This window comes from Streptomyces sp. NPDC042100 (genome assembly GCF_055582325.1).
In genome coordinates this window covers 1-19,813 of sequence record NZ_JBVJDK010000022.1, presented here as the reverse complement: position 1 = coordinate 19,813, position 19,813 = coordinate 1, and the positions used below count along the sequence as shown (strand labels likewise).

Genomic DNA, 19,813 nt, shown 5'->3' with positions numbered 1-19,813 from the left:
ACCCCATGAGATCCGCACTCCTCGTGCTCGCCGACGGGCGTTTCCCCGCCGGCGGGCACGCCCACTCGGGCGGCGCCGAGGCGGCCGTCAAGGCCGGCCGCCTCAAGGACGCCGCCGACCTGGAGGCCTTCTGCCGGGGCCGGCTGCACACCACCGGCCTCACCACGGCCGCGCTGGCCGCCGCCGCGACGCTCGGCGCCGACCCGCACGAGCTCGACGCCGCCGCCGACGCCCGCACCCCCTCGCCCGCCCTGCGCGCCACCGCCCGCAGGCTCGGCCGGCAGATGATGCGGGCGGCCCGCGCGGCCTGGCCGGGACCCGAACTCGACCGGCTGGCCGCCGCGTTCCCGCGCGGCGCCCACCAGCCGGTCGTGCTCGGCACCGCGGCCCGCGCCGCCGGGCTCGACCCCGAGGAGGCCGCGCACTGCGTCGGCTACGAGACGGTCAGCGGCCCCGCCACCGCCGTGGTGCGGCTGCTCGGCCTGGACCCCTTCCAGGCCACCGCCGTCCTCGCCCGGCTCGCGCCCGACCTGGACGAGGTCGCCGCCCGCGCCTCCGCCGCCGCCCGGGAGGGCGACGTGGACGCCCTGCCGGCCGCCTCGGCGCCGCTGCTCGACCTCACCGCCGAACAGCACGCGTGCTGGCCGGTCCGGCTCTTCGCCTCCTGAACGGGCCGCCGCACCGAGCACCCCGCGCGTCCCACCCGCACCCCGAGCGCCCCGAGCCCCCTCACATCCGAGAACACAGGAGCCCGCCCATGCACCTCGACCACGGCAACAACCACATCCACGCCGTCTCCGCCGACGCCCACCGCCCGGACGGCACCCGACGCGCCCTGCGCATCGGCCTCGGCGGCCCGGTCGGCTCCGGCAAGACCGCCACCGTCGCCGCGCTCTGCCGCGAACTGCGCGACACCCTCTCCCTCGCCGTCGTCACCAACGACATCTACACCCGCGAGGACGCCGAGTTCCTGCTCCGCGAGGCCGTGCTGCCGCCCGAGCGGATCCAGGCCGTCGAGACCGGCGCCTGCCCGCACACCGCGATCCGCGACGACATCTCCGCCAACCTCGAAGCCGTCGAGGAACTGGAGGAGACCGTCGGCCCGCTCGACCTCATCCTGGTCGAGTCCGGCGGCGACAACCTCACCGCCACCTTCTCCCGGGGCCTCGTCGACGCCCAGATCTTCGTCATCGACGTCGCCGGCGGCGACGACATCCCGCGCAAGGGCGGCCCCGGCGTGACCACCGCCGACCTGCTCGTCGTCAACAAGACCGACCTCGCCCCGCACGTCGGCTCCGACCTGGAGCGGATGGCCGGCGACGCCGCCGCCCAGCGCGGCGCGCTGCCCGTCGCCTTCCAGTCCCTCCGCTCCGCCGAGGGCGTCGCCCCCGTCGCCTCCTGGGTCCGCGAGCGGCTCGCCGCATGGACCGCATGAGCCTGCGCGCCACGGCCCGGATCACCGCCGAGGCGGACGGCTCGCTCCCCGTCCTGGAGAGCTCCGGGCCGCTCGCGCTGCGCCGCACCCGCGCCCCCGGCCCGTACACCCGGGTCACCGTCGTCGGCGCCATGAGCGCCCCGCTCGGCGGTGACCGGCTGCTGCTGGAGGCGGAGGTACGGGACGGGGCGCGGCTCCTGGTCGACTCCGCCGCCGCGACCGTCGCCCTGCCCGGCGCCGGCGGCGGCCCCGCCACGTACGACGTCGCGCTCACCGTCGGCGCGGGCGCCGAGCTGCGCTGGCTGCCCGAGCAGCTCGTCTCGGCCGAGGGCTCCGAGCTGCGGATGCGCACCACGGTCGACCTCGGCGCCGGGGCGCGCCTCGTGTTCCGCGAGGAGCAGATCCTGGGGCGGCACGGCGAGCGTCCCGGCACCCTCCGCACCCGCCTCACCGTCCGCCACGCCGGGCGCCCGCTGTTCGACCAGGAGCTCCGCTACGGGCCGGGCGCCCCCGGCGGCTGGGACGGCCCCGCCGTCCTCGGCGGCCACCGGGCCACCGGGCAACTCCTCGTGGTCGACCCCGATTTCACCACGGAGGCGGAGGGAACGGGCGAACCGCCCGAGGCCCGGCCGCTCGGCGAGCACGCCGTGCTCGTGCCGCTCGCCGGACCCGCCGCCCTGGTCACCGCCGTCGCGCCCGACGCGCTCGCGCTGCGCCGGGCCCTGGACGAAGGGCTCGCGCTGCTCGCGCCGCAGGGCGCGGCCAGGTGAACTCCGGGTGAGTTCCGCTCAGCGGTACACCGATCTCCGGTTATTGGTTCGGCAAAGAAACACGCGTACGCCCTTTTACCGGAGGCCCCAAGGACGAAAGGATCCCCCGGACAGCCCACCACGGCGCTGCCACGGGGGCGGCGCTCTCCTTGGGGGAGGAACCACTTGAGACGTACAGCAGTGCTCGGCTCCGCCGGCACTCTGATGACCGCGACGCTCATAGTCGGCGCGCTGGCCGCGCCGACGGCCGGCGCGCAGAGCCGTCACGACCGCGACGACGAGGCGCGCGGCGCGACCATCGCCGCCGCCCGCGCCGCGAAGGCGGGCATCGACTGGCAGGACTGTCCGGCCGACTGGGGGCTTGAGAAGCCCATCAAGTGCGGCTGGGTCACCGTCCCGGTCGACTACGCGCGCCCCGACGGCAAGAAGATCAAGATCGCCGTGGACCGCATCGGCGCCACCGGCACCCCGGCCGAGCGCCAGGGCGCCCTGGTCTACAACCCGGGCGGCCCCGGCGGCTCCGGCCTGCGCTTCCCGCGCCGCGTCACCACGAACAACAAGATCTGGGCGAACGCCGCCAAGGCCTACGACTTCGTCGGCTTCGACCCGCGCGGCGTCGGCCACTCGGCGCCGATCTCCTGCGTGGACCCGACGGACTTCGTCAAGGGCCCCAAGCTCGACCCGGTCCCCGACAGCGAGGCGGACAAGCTGGCCCAGCGCAAGCTGGCCGCCGCCTACGCCAAGGGCTGCGCCGAGAAGAGCGGCGACATGCTGCCCTACATGACCACCCGCAACACGGTCCGCGACCTGGACGTCATCCGCGCCGCGCTCGGGGAGAAGAAGCTCAACTTCGTCGGCGTCTCCTACGGCACCTACCTCGGCGCCGTCTACGGCACCCTGTACCCGGACCACGTCCGGCGCATGGTCGTCGACAGCGTGGTCAACCCGGCGAAGAGCAACATCTGGTACCAGGCCAACCTGGAGCAGGACATCGCCTTCGAGGGACGTCTCAAGGACTGGATGACCTGGGTCGCCCAGCACGACGACACGTACCACCTCGGCAAGACCCTCGCCGAGGTCCAGCAGCAGTGGGTGACCCTGCGCGCCGCCGCCAAGAAGGCCCCGCTGGGCGGCAAGGTCGGCCCGGCCGAGCTCATCAACTTCTTCCAGAGCGCCCCGTACTACGACTCCTCGTGGGTCCCGGTCGCGGAGGCCTGGAGCGCGTACGCGCAGGGCGACCCGCAGCCGCTCATCGACGGTGCCGCCGCGGACCTCACCGACACCGCCGGCAACATCGCCTCGGAGAACGGCAACGCGGTCTACACGGCCGTCGAGTGCGCCGACGCCCCCTGGCCGACGAGCTGGAAGCAGTGGGACCGGGACAACTCCCGGCTCCACCGCCAGTACCCGTTCATGACCTGGGCCAACGCCTGGATGAACCTGCCCTGCGCCACCTGGTCCGGCCCGCGCCAGCAGCCGACCCAGGTCAAGACCGGCAAGGGCCTGCCGCCGGTGCTCATCGTCCAGTCCGAGCGGGACGCGGCCACGCCGTACGCCGGCGCGGTCGAGCTGCACAAGCGCTTCAAGGGTTCGCGTCTGATCACCGAGAAGAACGCCGGCTCGCACGGCGTCACCAACCTGGTGAACTCCTGCATCAACCCGAAGGTCGAGGCCTACCTGCTCACGGGCAAGGTCGACAGCCGGGACGTGACCTGCGAGCCGCACGCCACGCCCCAGCCGTAACACCCGCATCACCCCGTAACACCCGGTAACAGGCAGGGGCGGTCACCCTCACGGTGGCCGCCCCCGCGCGTGTCAGCGCGCGGCCAGCCAGGCGTCCTCCGCCGCGTAGTCGAAGAAGTCCACGCCGTACCGCGCCAGCCCCGGGAACGCCTCCCGCCAGTCCCGCTCCGCCACCGCCCCGGCCAGGAACGCGATGGTGCCGGGCAGCGACTCCGCGTACCCCGTCACCGGCCGGTAGCCCAGCTCGCGCTCCGCCGCCGCCATGGCGCAGACCATCGGGCGGGGCGTCGTCCACGGCGTGTAGCCGACCATGCCCTCCTTGGCGGGCGACCCCTCGAACAGCACCGTCTCGCTGCGCACGCCCATCGCCGCGTCGATCATCGCCCCGATCTCCGCCACCGTCGGCGCCTGCGGGTCGGCCGCGTTGAGCACCCGGCTTCCCGGCCGCGCGGCGGCCAGCCGGACCAGCTCCGCGATGTTGTCCACGTGCACCGGGTGGAAGACGGACCGCCCGCCCTCCGCCAGGATCCGCACCGGACGCCCGTCCAGGGCCCGCTTCACGAACCACAGCTCGCGCGGCCCCGGACTGTACGGGCCGTGCACCGCCGTCGCCCGCAGCAGCGTGGCCGGCAGCGCGTCGCCCGCCGCCAGCAGCTCCCGCTCCAGCGCCACCTTCCGGGTGCCGTACGTGGTGTCGCCCGGCGCGACCGTCCCCAGCGACTCCGTGATCGGCAGCGGATAGTCCGGGAAGCCGTCCGGCTCGTCCTGGGTGTCGAAGTTGCGGCCCTGGGCGTCCTGGTACACGGCGGCGCTGGAGATCACCACCGCCGAACCGATCCGGCCGGCGAGCCCCGCCAGCTGCCGCCCGTGCCCGGCGTCGTACGCCACCACGTCCACCAGCACGTCGGTGCCCGCTCCGAGCGCCGCCGCCAGCGCCCCCTCCTCGGTACGGTCCACCGCCACCGACCGCACCTCCTGCGGCCACCCCTCGTCCCGGCCGCCGCGGCGCGAGCCGGCCGTCACCTCCCAGCCGTCCGCGACGAGCGCCCGCACGGCCGCCCGCCCGATCTGCCCCGTCGCTCCCAGCACGAACACGTTCCCCTTGATCGTCATGCCGGGGACGCTACGGGCCGCCGGGCCGCGCGCCCAGCCGCTTTCGCCGTGCGCGGATCCGCTGAGGGCGTCAGCCGCGCGGGAACTCCCCGGGCTCCCCGCCCGTGCCGGCCACGCCGTCCGCGGCCTTCACGTCCGCCGCGTACGCGTCCACGTACTCCTGCCCGGAGAGCGCCAGGATCGCGGACATGATCTCGTCCGTCACCGCCCGCACCACCTCCCGCCGCCCTTCGAGCCCCGCGTGCCGGGAGAAGTCCAGCGGCTCGCCGAACCGGATGGTGACCCGTCGGATCCGCGGCAGCACCCGCCCCGGCGGCTGGATCTCGAAGGTGCCGACCATCGCGCAGGGCACCACCGGCACCCCGGCGGTCAGCGCCATCACGGCCACCCCGACCTTGCCCTTGTAGAGCCGCCCGTCGTGCGAGCGGGTGCCCTCCGGATAGATGCCGAGCAGCTCGCCCCGGGCCAGCACCCCGAGCCCCTCCCGGATCGCGGCCCGCCCCGCCTCCTTGCCGGAGCGGTCCACCGGGATCTGCCCCGCGCTGCGGAAGAACGCGGCCGTCAGCCGGCCCCGGAGCCCCGGGCCCGTGAAGTACTCCTGCTTGGCCAGGAAGGTGATCCGGCGGTCCAGCACCACCGGCATCAGGAAGTGGTCCGAGAAGGACAGGTGATTGCCCGCGACGATCGCCGCGCCCTCCTCCGGCACATGCTCCAGGCCCTCCACCCGGGGCCGGAAGAGCAGCTTGAGGAGCGGACCGAGGAGCACGTACTTGAGGACGTGGTAGAACACCGGCAACCCCCGTGAGATCGGCGGACGGGTCCTGCGGGGCGTGGTTCAGGGCCGTGACGCGGCGCCGTGGCTCACGGCTGTGGTCGGGGGCGCGGACGCGGGCGCGGGCGGCGCACCGGGCTCTCGCCGCTGTCCGCGGCGGCCATCCCGATCGTGGTCACGCCCAGCAGCACCCAGCAGAACCAGAGCCAGCCGCTGCTGCCGAGGGCCACCGTGTACGCGGTGGTGAGCACCAGCGAGGCGGCGGTGACCGCCGCCATCGTCTTCGTGGGACCGGACATCATCGCTCAGCCCTCCTCGAAGCCATCGTGACTCCTGGGACGGGCCCCGCGCCAGCCCTGCGCGTCGGCCGAAACCGTGCTAGGGGGCCTCCGCTAGCGCGAGCCGCGCCCCTGGAGGGAGGCCAGATAGGCGTTGTACGCCTCCAGCTCCTTGTCGCCGTCCCTGTCCGCGGCCCGGTCCTTGCGGATCGCCTGCCGCTGTTCGGAGTGGTACCACTGGTAGACCAGCGCGATCAGCACCAGCACCGACGGGATCTCGCTGAACGCCCAGGCGATGCCGCCCGCCGCGTTCTGGTCGGCGAGCGCGTCGATCCCGAGCGAGGCCGGCGGGTTCTTGTAGACCTCGACCAGCGGCTCGGTCGCCATCATCATCGCGATGCCGAAGAAGGCGTGGAAGGGCATCCCCGCGAACAGCTCCAGCATCCGCATCACGTAGCCCGGCCGGTGCGGACCCGGGTCCACGCCCATGATCGGCCAGAAGAAGACCAGGCCCACCATGAGGAAGTGGACCATCATCCCGATGTGGCCCGCCTTGGAGCCCATCAGCGTGTCGAACAGCGGCGTGAAGTACAGGCCGTACAGGCTCGCGATGAACATCGAGATCGTGAACGCCGGGTGCGTGATGATCCGCATGTACCGGCTGTGCAGCAGCTTCAGCAGCAGCTCGCGGGGGCCCGTGGAGCCCCGCCCCGCCACCGGCAGCGCCCGCAGCGCCAGGGTCACCGGCGCGCCGAGGAGCAGCAGGATCGGTGACAGCATCGAGATCACCATGTGCTGCACCATGTGCACGCTGAACATGACCATGCCGTAGTCGTTGAGCTTGGTGCACATCACCAGGGCGATGCTCAGCACGCCCACCGCGAAGAACACCGTCCGGCTCACCGGCCACGCGTCCCCGCGCTTCCGCAGCCGCGCCACGCCCCAGCCGTACAGGCCGAGCCCGGCGAGACAGCCGATCAGGAAGAACAGGTCGGGAGAGAACTCCAGGGCCCGCCCCAGCGTGAACGGCGGCAGATCCATGGTCATGCCGTGCCCGCTGTGATCCATTTTTCTACTCCTGGAGCCCGATTCGCGCTTGTTGTCCGCACCAGACTAGAACCGCCCCCGGTCGCGGCCGCGACCGGGGGCGGTTCCTGGCGTGGCCGGGGCCCGGCCGGGAGATCAGAGCACCGTCTCGGCCTCGGCGTAGCGGTCCGCCGGGACCGTCTTCAGGGTCTCCACGGCCTCCGCGAGCGGCACCAGCTCGATGTCCGTGCCGCGCAGCGCGGTGAGCATCCCGAAGGCGCCGCGGTGCGCCGCCTCCACCGCGTGCCAGCCGAAGCGGGTCGCGAGGACGCGGTCGTACGCGGTCGGGGTGCCGCCGCGCTGGACGTGGCCGAGGATGACCGGCCGGGCCTCCTTGCCCAGGCGGCGCTCCAGCTCGGCGGAGAGCTGGTTGGCCACGCCGGTGAAGCGCTCGTGGCCGTAGATGTCGGTGCCGGCCGTCTTGAAGTCCATCGAGCCCTCGCGGGGCTTGGCGCCCTCGGCGACCACCACGATCGCGAAGCGCTTGCCGTCCTCGAAGCGGGCGCCGACCCGGGCGGTCAGCTCGTCGATGTCGAAGGGCCGCTCGGGCACGACGATGGCGTGCGCGCCGGCCGCCATGCCGGAGTGCAGGGCGATCCAGCCGGTGTGCCGGCCCATGACCTCGACGATCAGCACGCGCTGGTGGGACTCGGCGGTGGTCTTCAGCCGGTCCAGGGCCTCGGTGGCCACCGTGACGGCGGTGTCGAAGCCGAAGGTGACGTCGGTCGAGGCGATGTCGTTGTCGATGGTCTTCGGCACGCCGACGATCGGGAGCCCCGCCTGGGAGAGCAGGTTCGCCGCCTTCAGGGTGCCCTCGCCGCCGATCGGGATGATCGCGTCGAGGCCGAGGTCCGCCACATGGCCCCGGGCGCGCTCCACGCCGTCGACGAGGTGCGCCGGCTGCACCCGGGAGGAGCCCAGCATGGTGCCGCCTCGGGCGAGTATGCCCGCCACCGAGTCGAGGTCCAGCTTGCGGTAGTCGCACTCCAGCAGGCCGCGCCAGCCGTCGTGGAAGCCGATGACCTCGTCGCCGTGGTCGACGACGGCGCGGTGCACGACGGACCGGATGACGGCGTTCAGACCGGGGCAGTCTCCGCCGGAGGTGAGCACACCAATGCGCATAGCCCAAAAACCTTTGCAACGTGGGCCGACTCCCGGACCACGTCGTCCGGCTGGATCCCCGCCACCCTATCGGTGCAGGGTGGCGGGGCCGAACCGGATGTCCGCACAGTGGACAACGTACTTTCGTACGGGAGCTGTACGGACCCGGGCGTCACGGACCGTCAGGACGGCTGCGTGGCCGCCGCGATGCGCTCGCCGCGCAGCGCCTCGTACCAGCGGTCGTCCGTCGGCGGCAGCGCGTTCACGTCCAGCGCCAGCTTCAGGAGCAGGTCCGCGATCTGCGGGTTCCGCGCCATGACGGGGCCGTGCATGTAGGTGCCGAAGACGGTGTCGTTGTACGCGCCCTCGGTGCCGTCGCCGGTGCCGTTGCCGTTGCCGAAGACGGTCCGGGCGAACGGGCGGGCGGTCGGGCCGAGGTGGGTGACGCCCTGGTGGTTCTCGAACCCGGTGAGCTGGGGCAGGCCCAGGTTCGGGTCGATGTCCGCCAGCACGTCGCCGACGCACCGGGCGCCCTCGCCGCGGACCGTGGTCACGTCGAGCAGGCCGAGGCCCGCCTGGCGCTCGCCGACGTCGTTGACGAACTCGTGGCCGAGGATCTGGTAGCCGGCGCAGACCGAGAAGATGATCGCGCCGTTGGACGCCGCCCGGCTGAGACCGCCGTCGCGGAGCAGCCGCTCGGCCGCGAGCCGCTGCGGCCGGTCCTCGCCGCCGCCGATCAGGTAGATGTCGCCGGAGGTCGGGACGGGCTGGTCACTGCGCACGTCGACGCGCTCGACGCTGAGTCCGCGCTGGCGGGCGCGGCGCTCGACGACGAGGACGTTGCCCTGGTCGCCGTAGGTGCTGAGCAGGTCCGGGTAGACCCAGACCAGACGCAGGCTGCTGTCAGTCATGCTGCAAGTCCTTCTGCGGGGTCGTGTCGGGTCAGTTGCCGACGCGGCGGCGGACGTCCTGGAACGCGGTGTAGTTGCCGATCAGCTCGATCTGGCCGGGCGGCGCCACCGTCACGGCCTCGTCGATCGTCTCGCACACCCGGAAGTCCACGCCGGCGACCTCCAGCCGGACCGCGAGGTCCAGCTTGCGGTCGCCGATCACCATGATCGGGTGGCCCGCCAGCCGGCCGTAGTCCACGTCCCACAGCCAGGAGGTGTCCGTGCCGTCGGCGCCGCGTGCGTTGACGGCCAGGATCACCGGGGTCGGCGGCTGGTCGATCAGGGAAAACGTTTCGAGCCAGCCGGCCGGGTTCTTGGCCAGCAGCAGGCGCAGCTCGCGGCCCTGGAAGGAGACCACGTCGTAGCGGCCGGCCACGGCCTGCACCTGGTACATCCGCTCCAGGGCGACCTGCGGCGGCACCCCGAAGACCGCGGCGACCGCGGCGGAGGTGGCGGCGTTGGCCTTGTTGGCGCGGCCGGGCAGCTGCAGGTGGATCGGCCAGGCCGAACCGTGCGGGTCGAGCACGTGGTCGCCGCTGAGCGCCCAGCTCGGCGCGGGGCGGCGGAAGCCGCACTCGCCGCAGAACCAGTCGTCGCCGGGGCGCTGCATCACACCGCCGCAGGCGGGGCAGGACCAGGCGTCGTCCTTCCACTCCTGGCCCGCGGCCACCCACACCACGTTCGGCGAGGAGGAGGCGGCCCAGACGATCAGCGGGTCGTCGGCGTTGGCGATGACGACCGCCTTGGTGCCGTTGAGCCCCTCGCGCCACTTCTCCGCGAGCATCCGGGTCTCCGCCGCGCGGTCGAGCTGGTCGCGGGAGAGGTTGAGCAGCGCGATCGCCTTCGGGGTGGTGTCCCGGGCGACTCCCGCCAGATACTTCTCGTCCACCTCGATCACGCCGTACCGGGCGTCCGAGCCGCCGGCCAGCGCCGAGGTGATGCCCGCGGGCATGTTGGCGCCGAGGGCGTTGGAGACGACCGGGCCGCTGGCGCGCAGCGCCTCGGCGATCAGTCGCGTCGTGGTGGTCTTGCCGTTGGTCGCCGACACGAGGACGACGTCCAGGTGCTGCGCGAGCCGGCCCAGCAGATCAGGGTCCAGCTTGAGCGCGACCCGGCCGCCGATCACCGATCCGCTGCCGCGCCCCGCTGCCCGCGACACCGCGGCGGCGGCCTTGCCCGCCGTCACGGCCAGTTTCGCGCGCGGCGACAGCGGCTCCGAGTTGCTGCCTGACATCGTCCTTGTTCCTCCTTGCGTCGGTCCGGCCTCAGCCTATCGAGATCCGGCCAGCAGCCCGAACCGCGGCACCGTGGCGCGGGTGGCTGCCCCCTGAACGTACCCTTGCGCCCATGCGAAAGCGGTTGATCCCCGGCAGTTCCGGCCAGGTCCGAGCGATGACCCTGCTCGGCGAGCCGGTGCTGCACACGTCCTGCGCACCCGTCACCGACTTCGGACCGGAGCTGGCCCGGCTCGTCGAGGACATGTTCGCGACCATGTACGCGGCGAACGGCGTGGGCCTCGCCGCCAACCAGGTGGGCGTGGGGCTGCGCGTCTTCGTCTACGACTGCCCCGACGACGAGGACGTCCGCCACCTGGGCCATGTGGTGAACCCGCGGCTGGTCGAGGCCGACGGCGAGATCGTCGGCGGCCCCGAGGGCTGTCTGTCGCTGCCGGGCCTGGAGGCGCCGACGCCCCGTTTCGACCGCGCGGTGGTCGAGGGCGTCCGGGTGGACGGCACCCCGGTCCGGATCGAGGGCACCGGCTTCTTCGCCCGCTGCCTCCAGCACGAGGCCGACCACCTGGACGGCGGCGTCTACGCGGACCACGTGACCGGGTGGCGGCGGAGCCGGCTGCTCCGGAAGATCCGCAAGGAGCCGTGGGGGAGCGGGGCGGCGGCGCTGTAGCCGCCGGGCCCGCGTGGCCGGCCGGGGGCTCAGAAGCCGGGCCCGTCCGGACGGTCGCCGGCCGCCGCCAGGCGGCCCCACAGCAGGTCCGCCATGCTGCGCACCAACTGCTCGCGGGAGCAGGGGCGTTCGCCGAGCCACCAGTCCCCGGCGGCGTGCATCATGCCGACGATCCCGTGGCCCCAGATCCGGGCCTGGGCCTCGCCGCCGGGGCCGAGGTCCACCCGCTCGGCGATGACCTGGCCGAGCTCCTCGCCCATGCGGCGCAGCAGCGGGGCGGAGTGCCGGCCCACGTCGAAGCCCTGCTCCGACTGGTGGGACTCCTCGGCCGGGTGCATGAGGAAGCGGTAGACCTGGGGCATCGCCTCGATCGAGGCGAGATAGGTGTCCAGGGTGGACTCGACGCGGCGGCGCCGGTCGGCGGGCGCGTCGAGCGCGGCCCGGAGCGCGGAGAGCAGGGCGTCGGTGTGGCGGGTGGCGAGCGCCCGGTAGAGGCCGCCCTTGTCGCCGAAGTGGCGGTAGAGGATCGGCTTGGTGATCCCGGCCTCGGCGGCGATGGCGTTCATGGAGGCCTTGGGGCCGTCCCGGAGCACCACGCGGTCCGCCGCCTCCAGCAGTTCGCGGCGCCGTTGGTCGGCCGGCTTCTGCTGGTCGGTGGTGGTCCGGTGTGTGGTGTCCATAAGCGTGTCTCCCCGCCCGTGCGAATTCCTGAGGCTGTCGCAACGTAACACCATGGCGGCACTCGGTGCCGATCGGGCCGAACGGTTCCGCCGCTGGTTGACAGCCCGTACCCGGCGGTAACAGACTGGTGTTACCGCAAGTAACATACCGCCGGGAGGGACCATGGCAGAGTTCACGCTCGAACTCAACGACGACCAGAAGCAGGTGCGCGACTGGCTCCACGGCTTCGCCGCGGACGTGATGCGCCCGGCGGCCGCCGAGTGGGACGAGCGTGAGGAGACGCCCTGGCCGATCATCCAGGAAGCGGCCAAGATAGGCATCTATTCGCTCGACTTCTACGCCCAGCAGTTCTTCGACCCCACCGGGCTCGGCATCCCGATGGCCATGGAGGAGCTCTTCTGGGGCGACGCGGGCATCGCCCTCTCCATCGTCGGCACCGGCCTCGCCGCCGTCGGCGTGCTCGCCAACGGCACCGAGGAGCAGATCGGCACCTGGATCCCCCAGATGTACGGCGACGCCAACGACGTGAAGGTCGCCGCCTTCTGCTCCTCCGAGCCCGACGCCGGCTCCGACGTGGCCTCCATGCGCACCCGCGCCGTCTACGACGAGGCCAAGGACGAGTGGGTGCTCAACGGCACCAAGACCTGGGCCACCAACGGCGGCATCGCCAACGTCCACGTCGTCGTCGCCGCCGTCGACCCCGAGCTCGGCTCCAAGGGTCACGCCTCCTTCATCGTGCCGCCCGGCACCCCCGGCCTCTCCCAGGGCCAGAAGTTCCAGAAGCACGGCATCCGCGCCTCGCACACCGCCGAGGTCGTCCTGGAGGACGTCCGGGTCCCCGGCGGCTGCCTGCTCGGCGGCAAGGAGAAGCTGGACGAGCGGCTCGCCCGCGCCCGGGAGAAGGCGAAGGCGGGCGGCGGCGAGCGGGTGAAGAACGCCGCCATGGCCACCTTCGAGGCCTCCCGTCCCGCCGTCGGCGCCATGGCCGTCGGCACCGCCCGCGCCGCGTACGAGGTCGCCCTCGACTACGCGAAGACCCGCGAGCAGTTCGGCCGCCCGATCATCGACAACCAGGGCGTCGCCTTCCAGCTCGCCGACATGCGCACCCAGATCGACGCCGCCCGGCTGCTGGTCTGGCGCGCCTCCTGGATGGCCACCGCGGGCAAGCCCTTCACCTCCGCCGAGGGGTCGATGTCGAAGCTGTACGCGAGCGAGGTCGCCAAGAAGGTCACCGCCCAGGCCATCCAGATCCTCGGCGGCAACGGCTACACCCGCGAGTACCCGGTGGAGCGGATGCACCGCGACGCCGCCATCTACACGATCTTCGAGGGCACGAGCGAGATCCAGCGCCTGGTCATCGCCCGCACCCTCTCCGGCATGCCGATCCGCTGACGCGCGCGAGCCCGCCGACGCACGGCCCCGCTCCGGACGGGAGCGGAGCCGTGCCGTGCCGTGCTACAGCACGTCCATCCCGTGCTCGATGAGGTACGGGAAGGTCCTCGAACAGTTGGCCTCGCTGTCGTCCCCGGTCCCCGACGACCGCCAGGGGCCGGGGTACGTGACGTCGTAACCCGCGCCCACGCCGTCGGAGCACCGCACGAAGGCGCGGTAGTAGCCCGTGCCGCCGTAGCAGTAGACGATCGCCCAGCCGGGGATCTGGTAGGCGTACGCGCCCCCGCAGTTCGCCGGTGCGGCGGAGGCCGCGGGGGCGGCGGTGACCGCCGCGGCCGACAGGGCCAGCGCGCTCGCCCCCGTGGCCAGCACCCGTGTGAAGGAACGCTTCATGGCACCCTCCTTGATTGAGTTTTCAAGGAGGGTAGGGGGCGTCGCACGGCACCGACAGCTGATATGCGGTCAGATAGCGGAGGGATCGGGTCGGCCGCCCGGTCCGGCGTCACACCACGCAGAACTCGTTGCCCTCCGGGTCCTGGAGGACCGTCGCGTAGTACTCCATGCCGTCCGGCTCGTCCATCACGTACAGCACCGAGGCGCCCAGCGCGGTCAGCCGGGCCACCTCGGCGGTCACCCGCTCGCGGCGGACGGCCAGCGGGACCGCGCGGCCGCCGCCGACCTTCAGGTCCAGATGCAGGCGGTTCTTCCCGGACTTCGGCTCCGGGACCGCCTGGAACCAGATGCGCGGGCCCACCCCCTTCGGGTCCACGATCGACTCCGGCAGCTCGCCCGCCCCGTCCGCCAGCTCCTCCTCCGGCACGCCGATCGCCCGCCAGTACTCCTGCCAGCTCCCGTGTCCCTCCGGCGGCGGCTCCGGCGCGTAGCGCAGGGCCTCCGCCCAGAAGACGACGAGGCGGCCGGGGTCGGCGCAGTCGATGGTCAGTTGCAGCGTCATCTCGATGTCGTCCATGCCGCCAGCGTCGCAGAAGCCACTGACAAGGGGTCCGGGCGCCGCCTGCCGCCCCCCGCGCGCGTACGGCAGAATCGACGGACCGGCGGGCGGTGGGGCCCGCCTGACGCCATGTCACCCGGGGGGACCGCACGATGACGACGACCGGCCACGGCAGCACCACCGCACCTCGGACGCCCGAGCTTTCGGGCGTCCCGCTGATCGGCTCGCTGCTGGACCTCAAGAACGACTCGCTCGCCACCTTCCTCAAGGCCCGCCGCGACCACGGCGACGTCGTCCGGATCACCGCCGGGCCGCCCGGCGCGCGGGCCACCGTCCACTGCGTCTTCTCCGCCGAGGGCGTCCAGCAGGTGCTTGCCACCCGCGCCGCCGACTTCCGCAAGGACAACGCCTTCTACCAGGAGATCCGCGAGTCCTTCGGCAACGGCCTGCTCACCAGCCAGGACGACGACTACCTGCGCCAGCGCCGGCTCGTCCAGCCGCTGTTCACCCCGCGCGGCGTCGACGGCTACGCCTCCGCCGTCGCCACCGAGGTCACCCGGCTCACCGACGGCTGGCGGGCCGCCGGCCACGACTCCGTCGACGTCGTCCACGAGATGGCCGGGCTCGCCCTGCGCGCGGTCGCCCGGATCCTCTTCGGCACCGACGTCGAGGCCGCCGTCGGCATCGTCGAGCGCTGCTTCCCCGTCCTCGGGGCGTACGTCTCGCGCCGCGGCTTCGCGCCCCGCAAGCTCCCGCGCACCTGGCCCACGCCGGGCAACCGGCGCGCCGCCGCCGCCCACGAGGAGCTCTACGCCGTCTGCGACCGGATCATCGCCGAGCGCCGCGCGGCCGGCGCCCACGCCACCGGGGACGACCTGCTCGTCGCGGCGAGCGGCGACGACCCGGAAGGCACCGGCGGCACCGCTGTCCCCGACGGCTTCGACCCGACCGAACTGCGCGAGCAGGTCCTCGTGTTCCTGCTCGCCGGCCACGAGACGACCGCCACCTCCATGGGCTTCGCCCTGCACCTGCTGGCCCGCCACCCGGAGGTCCAGCGGCGGGCCCACCAGGAGCTCGACGAGGTCCTCGGCGGACGGACGCCCGGCGCCGCCGACCTCGACGCCCTGCCCTACCTCACCCGCGTCCTCAAGGAGGCCATGCGGCTCTTCCCGGCCGCCCCGGCCATAGGGCGCCGGGCCGTCGTCGCCACCGAGATCGACGGCTACCCGGTCCCCGCAGGGGCCGACGTGATCGTCGCCCCCTGGGTCACCCACCGCCACCCGCGCTACTGGGACGACCCGGAGCGCTTCGACCCCGACCGCTTCACGCCGGAACGGGAGGCGGCCCGCCCCCGCTACGCCTGGTTCCCGTTCGGCGGCGGCCCGCGCGCCTGCATCGGCCAGCACTTCTCGATGCTGGAGTCCGTCATCGCGCTCGCGATGATCCTCCAGCGCTACGAACTGGAGGCGATCGACACCCATGTGCCGCTCGCCTCGGCGATCACCCTCCAGGCCACCGGCCCGGCCCGCTGCCGCCTCACGCCGCGCGAGCCCCGAGGGGCCTAAGTCGGTCGTGGCCCCGGGCGCGGGAACGGCACGGCGGGACAGTTCAGGGCCGTCGCCCTGCGGAGCGGAGCGCTCTCCGTCCTTGGTGAAGTGCAGCCACGCGCTGAGCGCCGCCTGCATTTCGAGCACTGCCGCCCGGTCGAGGACCTCGCCGGCCGGGCCGACGTGCAGCCGCACGCCCTGGCCGCTCACCGACCAGTCGACGGACCGGCGGCGCACCGGGGTGAGGGCGGAGCCCTCCTCCAGGGCGCGCAGCATCACGGCGACGCGGGGCGGGAGGCCCTTGCCCCGGGGCGGCCGGGTGATGTGTTCAGGCCGGGACGGCAGGCCGAGCACAGCGCGGAAGGCGGTGATGGCCGCTTCGAGTGACTGTGGGGTGGTGGGCGCCGCGCCGATGAACGCCTGGAACAGCTCGCGGTGCGCCGACGGGGTCAGGGGCCGGTGGGCGTCGTAGTCCAGGCGCACGACGGACGGCGGGATGAGTGCGAGGGTGTAGCCCTGTTGTGTGTACGTGGCGTGGTGGCGGCGAAGGGAGGCGATGGGGCGGGCGAGCGGGTGCTCGCCCCGGAGGCTGGGGGCGGGGTGGTTCACCGCGGGGGACAGCTCGGGGCGGGACAGGTGGGCCAGTTTCCCGAGGGGGCCGTGGGCCCGGTGCAGGTAGCCGGCTTCTGTCACCAGGACCGTCACCTGCCGGGTGTCGCTGCCCAGCCGGAACCCCACGGTCAGCACGGCTGTGCGGGGACGTCCCCGGCGTAGCCGTTGCCGTGCCGCTTGCCCAGAACGCCCACGAGATCTCTCCTTCGAGGTACGGCTGCCTCGTAACTGAACGGTTGCGGAAGGTCACCGGTTCCGAGATGACGGTACGACGGGGACGACCAACGGCGGAGCGATTCAGGAGACTCCATCCGGCTCGGCGCCACGGTGAGACGCGGCTCGGGCGACGGGTCGGCCGGACAGCGGGCGGCCCGGCCGCTCGGGCCGCGCCGTCGGGACGAGTTGCTCCAGGAGCTGTCCGTCGACCGGCCCGGTGCCGACGGGCGGGCCGGGGACAGCAGGCGCCCCCGGCAGGCGGACGACGTCGTTGCGGGACGGTGCTTCCTCAGGCGGTGGTCGATGCGGTGGTGATCCAGTCCGCGTACACCCGGCGCGCCTTCCGTCCGGCCGGGGAGGCTCCCTCGGCTGTGAGGAGCCTGGTCCTCGGTGTTGCGCAGGTGCTCGGCGACGAGGCCGGGCACGTCGAGCGCGACGGCGGAATCGGCCACCGCCTGCTCCTCCTCGGCGTCGGTGAGCCCCAGCGTCAACGAGCAGCGTGGACAGGTCCTCGGGGTCGCGGGCGCCGGTGGTGTCGAGGGCGCGGCCGATGATCTTCGGGTCCACGCCGTGCTGCCGGGCGAGCGCCTTCACCGCCGTGCCGTTCCTGTACGCGGTGGCGATGTCGGCGACCTGACCGGGGTCGAGACTGGCGGGGCGGCCGAGCGCCTTGCCCGCCACTTGGGCTGCGGCGACGTCGTCCTTGGTGTTCACGCTGATCATGGCACGCTGGATTTCGAGGCCCCCGGCGAGCACGGTGACGAAGATTTTCGTCATGGGGTCGTCGGACGTCACGTCGATCCCGGACTAGGCCCCGGAGCCTTCTCCTGGGGTGAAGTCCTGACCGCTCGGTGCCGTCTGGCCGTCTGCTCTCGCTACCGTGGCCTGGGTAGGCGTCTCGCTGGAGCACAGGAGCGTTCGGTGATGGCCGAGGGTGATGTGCGATGGACGATGCACGGCGGCGAACGGGTCGAGGTGCCCGCCACGATCGGCGGGATCCGAGCTGCTCTGTCAGGTGAGCGCCGGGCCCGGTTCGACGCAGAGGTCGAGGCGGCGAACATCGACGACCTCTACAACGTGGTGCGCCGGTGGATCGTCGAGCTGGCCTCGTTCCCGGAGGACGAGGAGATCTTCGCCCAGCTGCGCGAGCAAGATCGCGTACACGCCGGTCGCCGAGGAGACGCTGAAGAAGGTCGGCGACCCGGACGGGTTCCGGTCCCAGATGGACCAGACCCTGGGCCGTGACCCGTACGGATACGGGTCGGAGCCGCCGATGCCTTCCTCACCCTCAAGCGGCTCCACCCGAAAGCCCACGCTCCGGCCTGAGCCTCTACAAGATCCTCGACCAGCTAAACGACCTGCTGACGTGCTGGACCGGTGCATGCACCACCGGGCGAGAACAAGGCCGAGACTCGGTGGGTGGCTTTGGAGAGGGCCACCGGAGTCGGCTTCGTCCTCGTCCGACAGTAGCTCTGACAGCGAGACGGGTCAGAGAGTGATTTCCCCGGGGACCTCGCTCCAGTTGGTGAGTTTTCCGGTGTTGTAGTTGGCGTCCTTGCCGTAGACCTTGCCGTCGGTGCCGACGGCGTAGATGTGGACGATGTTGTCGACGACCGCGCTGGTGAGGGCCTTGAGGGGCTTGGTGTCGAGCTTGGTCCACTTCCCGGTCCATTTGCCGGTGCCGTAGTCGGCGTCGGTGGTGTGGAGGGCTCCGTCGGCTCCGATCATGTACAGGTGGACCACGTTGCCGCGCGTGGATGCGGTGAGGGCTCGGGCTCCGGTGGCCGCTCCGGGGACCTCGCTCCAGTTGGTGAATTTTCCGGTGTTGTAGTTGGCGTCCTTGCCGTAGACCTTGCCGTCGGTGCCGACGGCGTAGATGTGGACGATGTTGTCGACGACCGCGCTGGTGAGGGCCTTGAGGGGCTTGGTGTCGAGCTTGGTCCACTTCCCGGTCCACTTGCCGGTGCCGTAGTCGGCGTCGGTGGTGTGGAGGGCTCCGTCGGCTCCGATCATGTACAGGTGGACCACGTTGCCGCGCGTGGATGCGGTGAGGGCTCGGGCTCCGGTGGCCGCTCCGGGGACCTCGCTCCAATTGGTGAATTTTCCGGTGTTGTAGTTGGCGTCCTTGCCGTAGACCTTGCCGTCGGCCCCGACGGCGTAGATGTGGACGATGTTGTCCACGACCGCACTGGTCAGCGACGTCAGATTCTGGCCGTCGAGCCTGGTCCACTTCCCGGTCCATTTGCCGGTGCCGTAATCGGCATCGGTCGTGTGCATCATCCCGTCGAGGCCGGTGGCGTTCAGATGAACCACCTTGCCCCGCGGTGACGCGGTGAGCACGCTGCCGGAGACGGACTCGGCGATAGTCCGGCCGACCCAGTCGCGCATGTCGTCCACGCGCGTGGCCAGGGCATCGCGCCGCGTCTCGCCGGCGGGAGCCCCGAGACATCCCCCTTGCCACGACCGGCTTGCGACGCCGACCAACCTCAGCGAGCCGTCCGCCCCAGTCAGGACGGGCCCCCCCGCGTCACCCTGGCAGACCGCGCCGTCACCGGCCGGCGTCAGCGCGAGGCTCGAGTTGTCCGCCGGCTGAGCGGTGAAGGCTGCCGTGTGCGAGCGGGTCGGTACCCAGACGGTCTCAGTGCGCCCGTAGCCGGAGACGCTGACGCCCTGACCGGCCGCGGCGGGGGTATCAGCCAGGGCCACCGGTGCCACGTTGGTCACCTGCTGGGCGAGCTTGACCAGAGCGAGGTCGCGGTCGGGATGGGGGACGACCTCGACCGCCGAGCGGATCGCGCCGCTGCCCGTCTGCCTCAGATCGGGCCGCCCGACGACGACCGTCGTGGGGGACTTCGGAGCGCCTGCGGCTGTACCGCCCTCCGGACCGCTGAAGCACGCGGCCGCGGTCAGCACCCAGCTGGAGTCGATGAGTGCTCCTGTGCAGGCGCGGTCGCTGTCCCCAACGGTGATCTTCGCCGTGAAGGCCCGGGCCGCCTCCTCGCCACCTTGAACCGCGTGAGCCTGGGAAAAGGGAAGGAACGCGGCTACAGACGCAACGGCGAACGCGCCGCTGATCATGACCCTGGGATGGTACGAACGCACTGAATCTCCGAATGAGATGAAACGGCCCCACGGGGGCACGGGTGGCTGGGTGGTGTCTAGTTCCAACTGCCGGTGATGGCGAGGTGGGTGGGGTTGGTGGGGGCGCCGGGTGGTGTGTCGGCGGGTTCCCAGGTGCCGTTGGTGTGGCGGACGGTGTGTTT

Annotated in this window: 19 protein-coding genes; 8 read left to right on the top strand and 11 right to left on the bottom strand. The window is 72.5% G+C overall.

Features of this window, described 5'->3' with window-relative positions; genetic code table 11:
* Positions 1 to 5: 5 nt before the first annotated feature.
* The 4 genes from ACZ6J5_RS33255 to ACZ6J5_RS33240 all read left to right on the top strand — a co-directional run bounded on the left by ACZ6J5_RS33255 (position 6) and on the right by ACZ6J5_RS33240 (position 3,948).
* Positions 6 to 668: an urease accessory protein UreF gene (locus tag ACZ6J5_RS33255; protein WP_469397656.1), complete on the top strand. Its 663-nt coding sequence runs from the start codon at positions 6 to 8 to the stop codon at positions 666 to 668.
* Positions 669 to 757: 89 nt separating this feature from the next.
* Complete coding sequence (gene ureG / locus ACZ6J5_RS33250) at positions 758 to 1,435, top strand: urease accessory protein UreG (RefSeq protein ID WP_469397655.1); 678 nt, start codon at positions 758 to 760, stop codon at positions 1,433 to 1,435.
* Positions 1,432 to 2,205 carry an urease accessory protein UreD gene (locus ACZ6J5_RS33245; protein ID WP_469397715.1) on the top strand — a complete coding sequence of 258 codons (774 nt, stop codon included), beginning with the start codon at positions 1,432 to 1,434 and terminating at the stop codon, positions 2,203 to 2,205. The genes ureG and ACZ6J5_RS33245 overlap by 4 nt, the downstream gene beginning before the upstream one ends.
* Before the next feature lie 204 nt (positions 2,206 to 2,409).
* Positions 2,410 to 3,948 (top strand): alpha/beta hydrolase, encoded by a 1,539-nt coding sequence (locus ACZ6J5_RS33240; protein ID WP_469397714.1) that lies wholly within the window; start codon positions 2,410 to 2,412, stop codon positions 3,946 to 3,948.
* 72 nt (positions 3,949 to 4,020) lie between these two features.
* Here the strand turns inward: ACZ6J5_RS33240 and ACZ6J5_RS33235 are convergent, their stop codons facing one another.
* The 7 genes from ACZ6J5_RS33235 to ACZ6J5_RS33205 form a co-directional block, all read right to left on the bottom strand.
* Complete coding sequence (locus tag ACZ6J5_RS33235; RefSeq protein WP_469397654.1) at positions 4,021 to 5,061, bottom strand: NAD-dependent epimerase/dehydratase family protein; 1,041 nt, start codon at positions 5,059 to 5,061, stop codon at positions 4,021 to 4,023.
* A gap of 70 nt (positions 5,062 to 5,131) precedes the next feature.
* Entirely contained in the window at positions 5,132 to 5,851 is a 720-nt protein-coding gene (locus ACZ6J5_RS33230) for a lysophospholipid acyltransferase family protein (protein ID WP_469397653.1), read from the bottom strand.
* A gap of 71 nt (positions 5,852 to 5,922) precedes the next feature.
* Positions 5,923 to 6,132: a hypothetical protein gene (locus tag ACZ6J5_RS33225; protein WP_469397721.1), complete on the bottom strand. Its 210-nt coding sequence runs from the start codon at positions 6,130 to 6,132 to the stop codon at positions 5,923 to 5,925.
* A gap of 93 nt (positions 6,133 to 6,225) precedes the next feature.
* A complete protein-coding gene (locus ACZ6J5_RS33220) occupies positions 6,226 to 7,179 on the bottom strand; it encodes a cytochrome c oxidase assembly protein (protein ID WP_469397652.1) in 954 nt (317 codons plus the stop codon).
* Between the two features lie 114 nt (positions 7,180 to 7,293).
* Positions 7,294 to 8,319, bottom strand: coding sequence for a 6-phosphofructokinase (locus ACZ6J5_RS33215; RefSeq protein WP_469397651.1), 1,026 nt, complete (start codon positions 8,317 to 8,319; stop codon positions 7,294 to 7,296).
* A gap of 161 nt (positions 8,320 to 8,480) precedes the next feature.
* A complete protein-coding gene (locus ACZ6J5_RS33210; protein ID WP_469397650.1) occupies positions 8,481 to 9,209 on the bottom strand; it encodes a type 1 glutamine amidotransferase in 729 nt (242 codons plus the stop codon).
* Positions 9,210 to 9,240: 31 nt separating this feature from the next.
* A complete protein-coding gene (locus ACZ6J5_RS33205) occupies positions 9,241 to 10,482 on the bottom strand; it encodes a MurT ligase domain-containing protein (RefSeq protein WP_469397649.1) in 1,242 nt (413 codons plus the stop codon).
* 113 nt (positions 10,483 to 10,595) lie between these two features.
* Between ACZ6J5_RS33205 and def the strand changes: the two genes are divergently transcribed.
* The gene (gene def, locus ACZ6J5_RS33200) at positions 10,596 to 11,150 is read left to right on the top strand and encodes a peptide deformylase (RefSeq protein WP_469397648.1); all 555 of its coding nucleotides are present in this window, start codon (positions 10,596 to 10,598) and stop codon (positions 11,148 to 11,150) included.
* A 29-nt stretch (positions 11,151 to 11,179) separates the two neighbouring features.
* On the opposite strand, the gene ACZ6J5_RS33195 is transcribed toward def, so the two are convergent.
* Entirely contained in the window at positions 11,180 to 11,830 is a 651-nt protein-coding gene (locus ACZ6J5_RS33195; RefSeq protein WP_469397647.1) for a TetR/AcrR family transcriptional regulator, read from the bottom strand.
* Between the two features lie 163 nt (positions 11,831 to 11,993).
* On the opposite strand from ACZ6J5_RS33195, the gene ACZ6J5_RS33190 reads away from it, so the two are divergent.
* Positions 11,994 to 13,223 carry an acyl-CoA dehydrogenase family protein gene (locus ACZ6J5_RS33190; protein WP_469397646.1) on the top strand — a complete coding sequence of 410 codons (1,230 nt, stop codon included), beginning with the start codon at positions 11,994 to 11,996 and terminating at the stop codon, positions 13,221 to 13,223.
* Between the two features lie 63 nt (positions 13,224 to 13,286).
* Here the strand turns inward: ACZ6J5_RS33190 and ACZ6J5_RS33185 are convergent, their stop codons facing one another.
* Together ACZ6J5_RS33185 and ACZ6J5_RS33180 are read right to left on the bottom strand one after the other, a co-directional pair.
* Entirely contained in the window at positions 13,287 to 13,616 is a 330-nt protein-coding gene (locus ACZ6J5_RS33185) for a hypothetical protein (protein ID WP_469397645.1), read from the bottom strand.
* Positions 13,617 to 13,725: 109 nt separating this feature from the next.
* On the bottom strand, positions 13,726 to 14,193 hold the full coding sequence (locus tag ACZ6J5_RS33180) for a VOC family protein (RefSeq protein ID WP_469397644.1): 468 nt from the start codon (positions 14,191 to 14,193) through the stop codon (positions 13,726 to 13,728).
* 134 nt (positions 14,194 to 14,327) lie between these two features.
* Between ACZ6J5_RS33180 and ACZ6J5_RS33175 the strand changes: the two genes are divergently transcribed.
* Positions 14,328 to 15,740 (top strand): cytochrome P450, encoded by a 1,413-nt coding sequence (locus tag ACZ6J5_RS33175; RefSeq protein ID WP_469397643.1) that lies wholly within the window; start codon positions 14,328 to 14,330, stop codon positions 15,738 to 15,740.
* 1,284 nt (positions 15,741 to 17,024) lie between these two features.
* Positions 17,025 to 17,795 (top strand): hypothetical protein, encoded by a 771-nt coding sequence (locus tag ACZ6J5_RS33170; protein WP_469397642.1) that lies wholly within the window; start codon positions 17,025 to 17,027, stop codon positions 17,793 to 17,795.
* Between the two features lie 243 nt (positions 17,796 to 18,038).
* On the opposite strand, the gene ACZ6J5_RS33165 is transcribed toward ACZ6J5_RS33170, so the two are convergent.
* Positions 18,039 to 19,628, bottom strand: coding sequence for a trypsin-like serine protease (locus ACZ6J5_RS33165; protein ID WP_469397641.1), 1,590 nt, complete (start codon positions 19,626 to 19,628; stop codon positions 18,039 to 18,041).
* Positions 19,629 to 19,813: the final 185 nt, after the last annotated feature.

Excerpts from the sequence above, each read along its gene's own strand:
- ACZ6J5_RS33215 (WP_469397651.1), bottom strand. The coding sequence starts at position 8,319 with ATGCGCATTGGTGTGCTCACCTCCGGCGGAGACTGCCCCGGTCTGAAC.
- ACZ6J5_RS33245 (WP_469397715.1), top strand. The coding sequence starts at position 1,432 with ATGAGCCTGCGCGCCACGGCCCGGATCACCGCCGAGGCGGACGGCTCG.
- ACZ6J5_RS33180 (WP_469397644.1), bottom strand. The coding sequence starts at position 14,193 with ATGGACGACATCGAGATGACGCTGCAACTGACCATCGACTGCGCCGAC.
- ACZ6J5_RS33235 (WP_469397654.1), bottom strand. The coding sequence starts at position 5,061 with ATGACGATCAAGGGGAACGTGTTCGTGCTGGGAGCGACGGGGCAGATC.
- ACZ6J5_RS33175 (WP_469397643.1), top strand. The coding sequence starts at position 14,328 with ATGACGACGACCGGCCACGGCAGCACCACCGCACCTCGGACGCCCGAG.
- ACZ6J5_RS33210 (WP_469397650.1), bottom strand. The coding sequence starts at position 9,209 with ATGACTGACAGCAGCCTGCGTCTGGTCTGGGTCTACCCGGACCTGCTC.
- ACZ6J5_RS33240 (WP_469397714.1), top strand. The coding sequence starts at position 2,410 with ATGACCGCGACGCTCATAGTCGGCGCGCTGGCCGCGCCGACGGCCGGC.
- ACZ6J5_RS33220 (WP_469397652.1), bottom strand. The coding sequence starts at position 7,179 with ATGGATCACAGCGGGCACGGCATGACCATGGATCTGCCGCCGTTCACG.
- ACZ6J5_RS33190 (WP_469397646.1), top strand. The coding sequence starts at position 11,994 with ATGGCAGAGTTCACGCTCGAACTCAACGACGACCAGAAGCAGGTGCGC.
- ACZ6J5_RS33165 (WP_469397641.1), bottom strand. The coding sequence starts at position 19,628 with ATGATCAGCGGCGCGTTCGCCGTTGCGTCTGTAGCCGCGTTCCTTCCC.
- ACZ6J5_RS33205 (WP_469397649.1), bottom strand. The coding sequence starts at position 10,482 with ATGTCAGGCAGCAACTCGGAGCCGCTGTCGCCGCGCGCGAAACTGGCC.
- ACZ6J5_RS33255 (WP_469397656.1), top strand. The coding sequence starts at position 6 with ATGAGATCCGCACTCCTCGTGCTCGCCGACGGGCGTTTCCCCGCCGGC.
- ACZ6J5_RS33185 (WP_469397645.1), bottom strand. The coding sequence starts at position 13,616 with ATGAAGCGTTCCTTCACACGGGTGCTGGCCACGGGGGCGAGCGCGCTG.
- ACZ6J5_RS33195 (WP_469397647.1), bottom strand. The coding sequence starts at position 11,830 with ATGGACACCACACACCGGACCACCACCGACCAGCAGAAGCCGGCCGAC.
- ACZ6J5_RS33225 (WP_469397721.1), bottom strand. The coding sequence starts at position 6,132 with ATGTCCGGTCCCACGAAGACGATGGCGGCGGTCACCGCCGCCTCGCTG.
- ureG (WP_469397655.1), top strand. The coding sequence starts at position 758 with ATGCACCTCGACCACGGCAACAACCACATCCACGCCGTCTCCGCCGAC.
- def (WP_469397648.1), top strand. The coding sequence starts at position 10,596 with ATGCGAAAGCGGTTGATCCCCGGCAGTTCCGGCCAGGTCCGAGCGATG.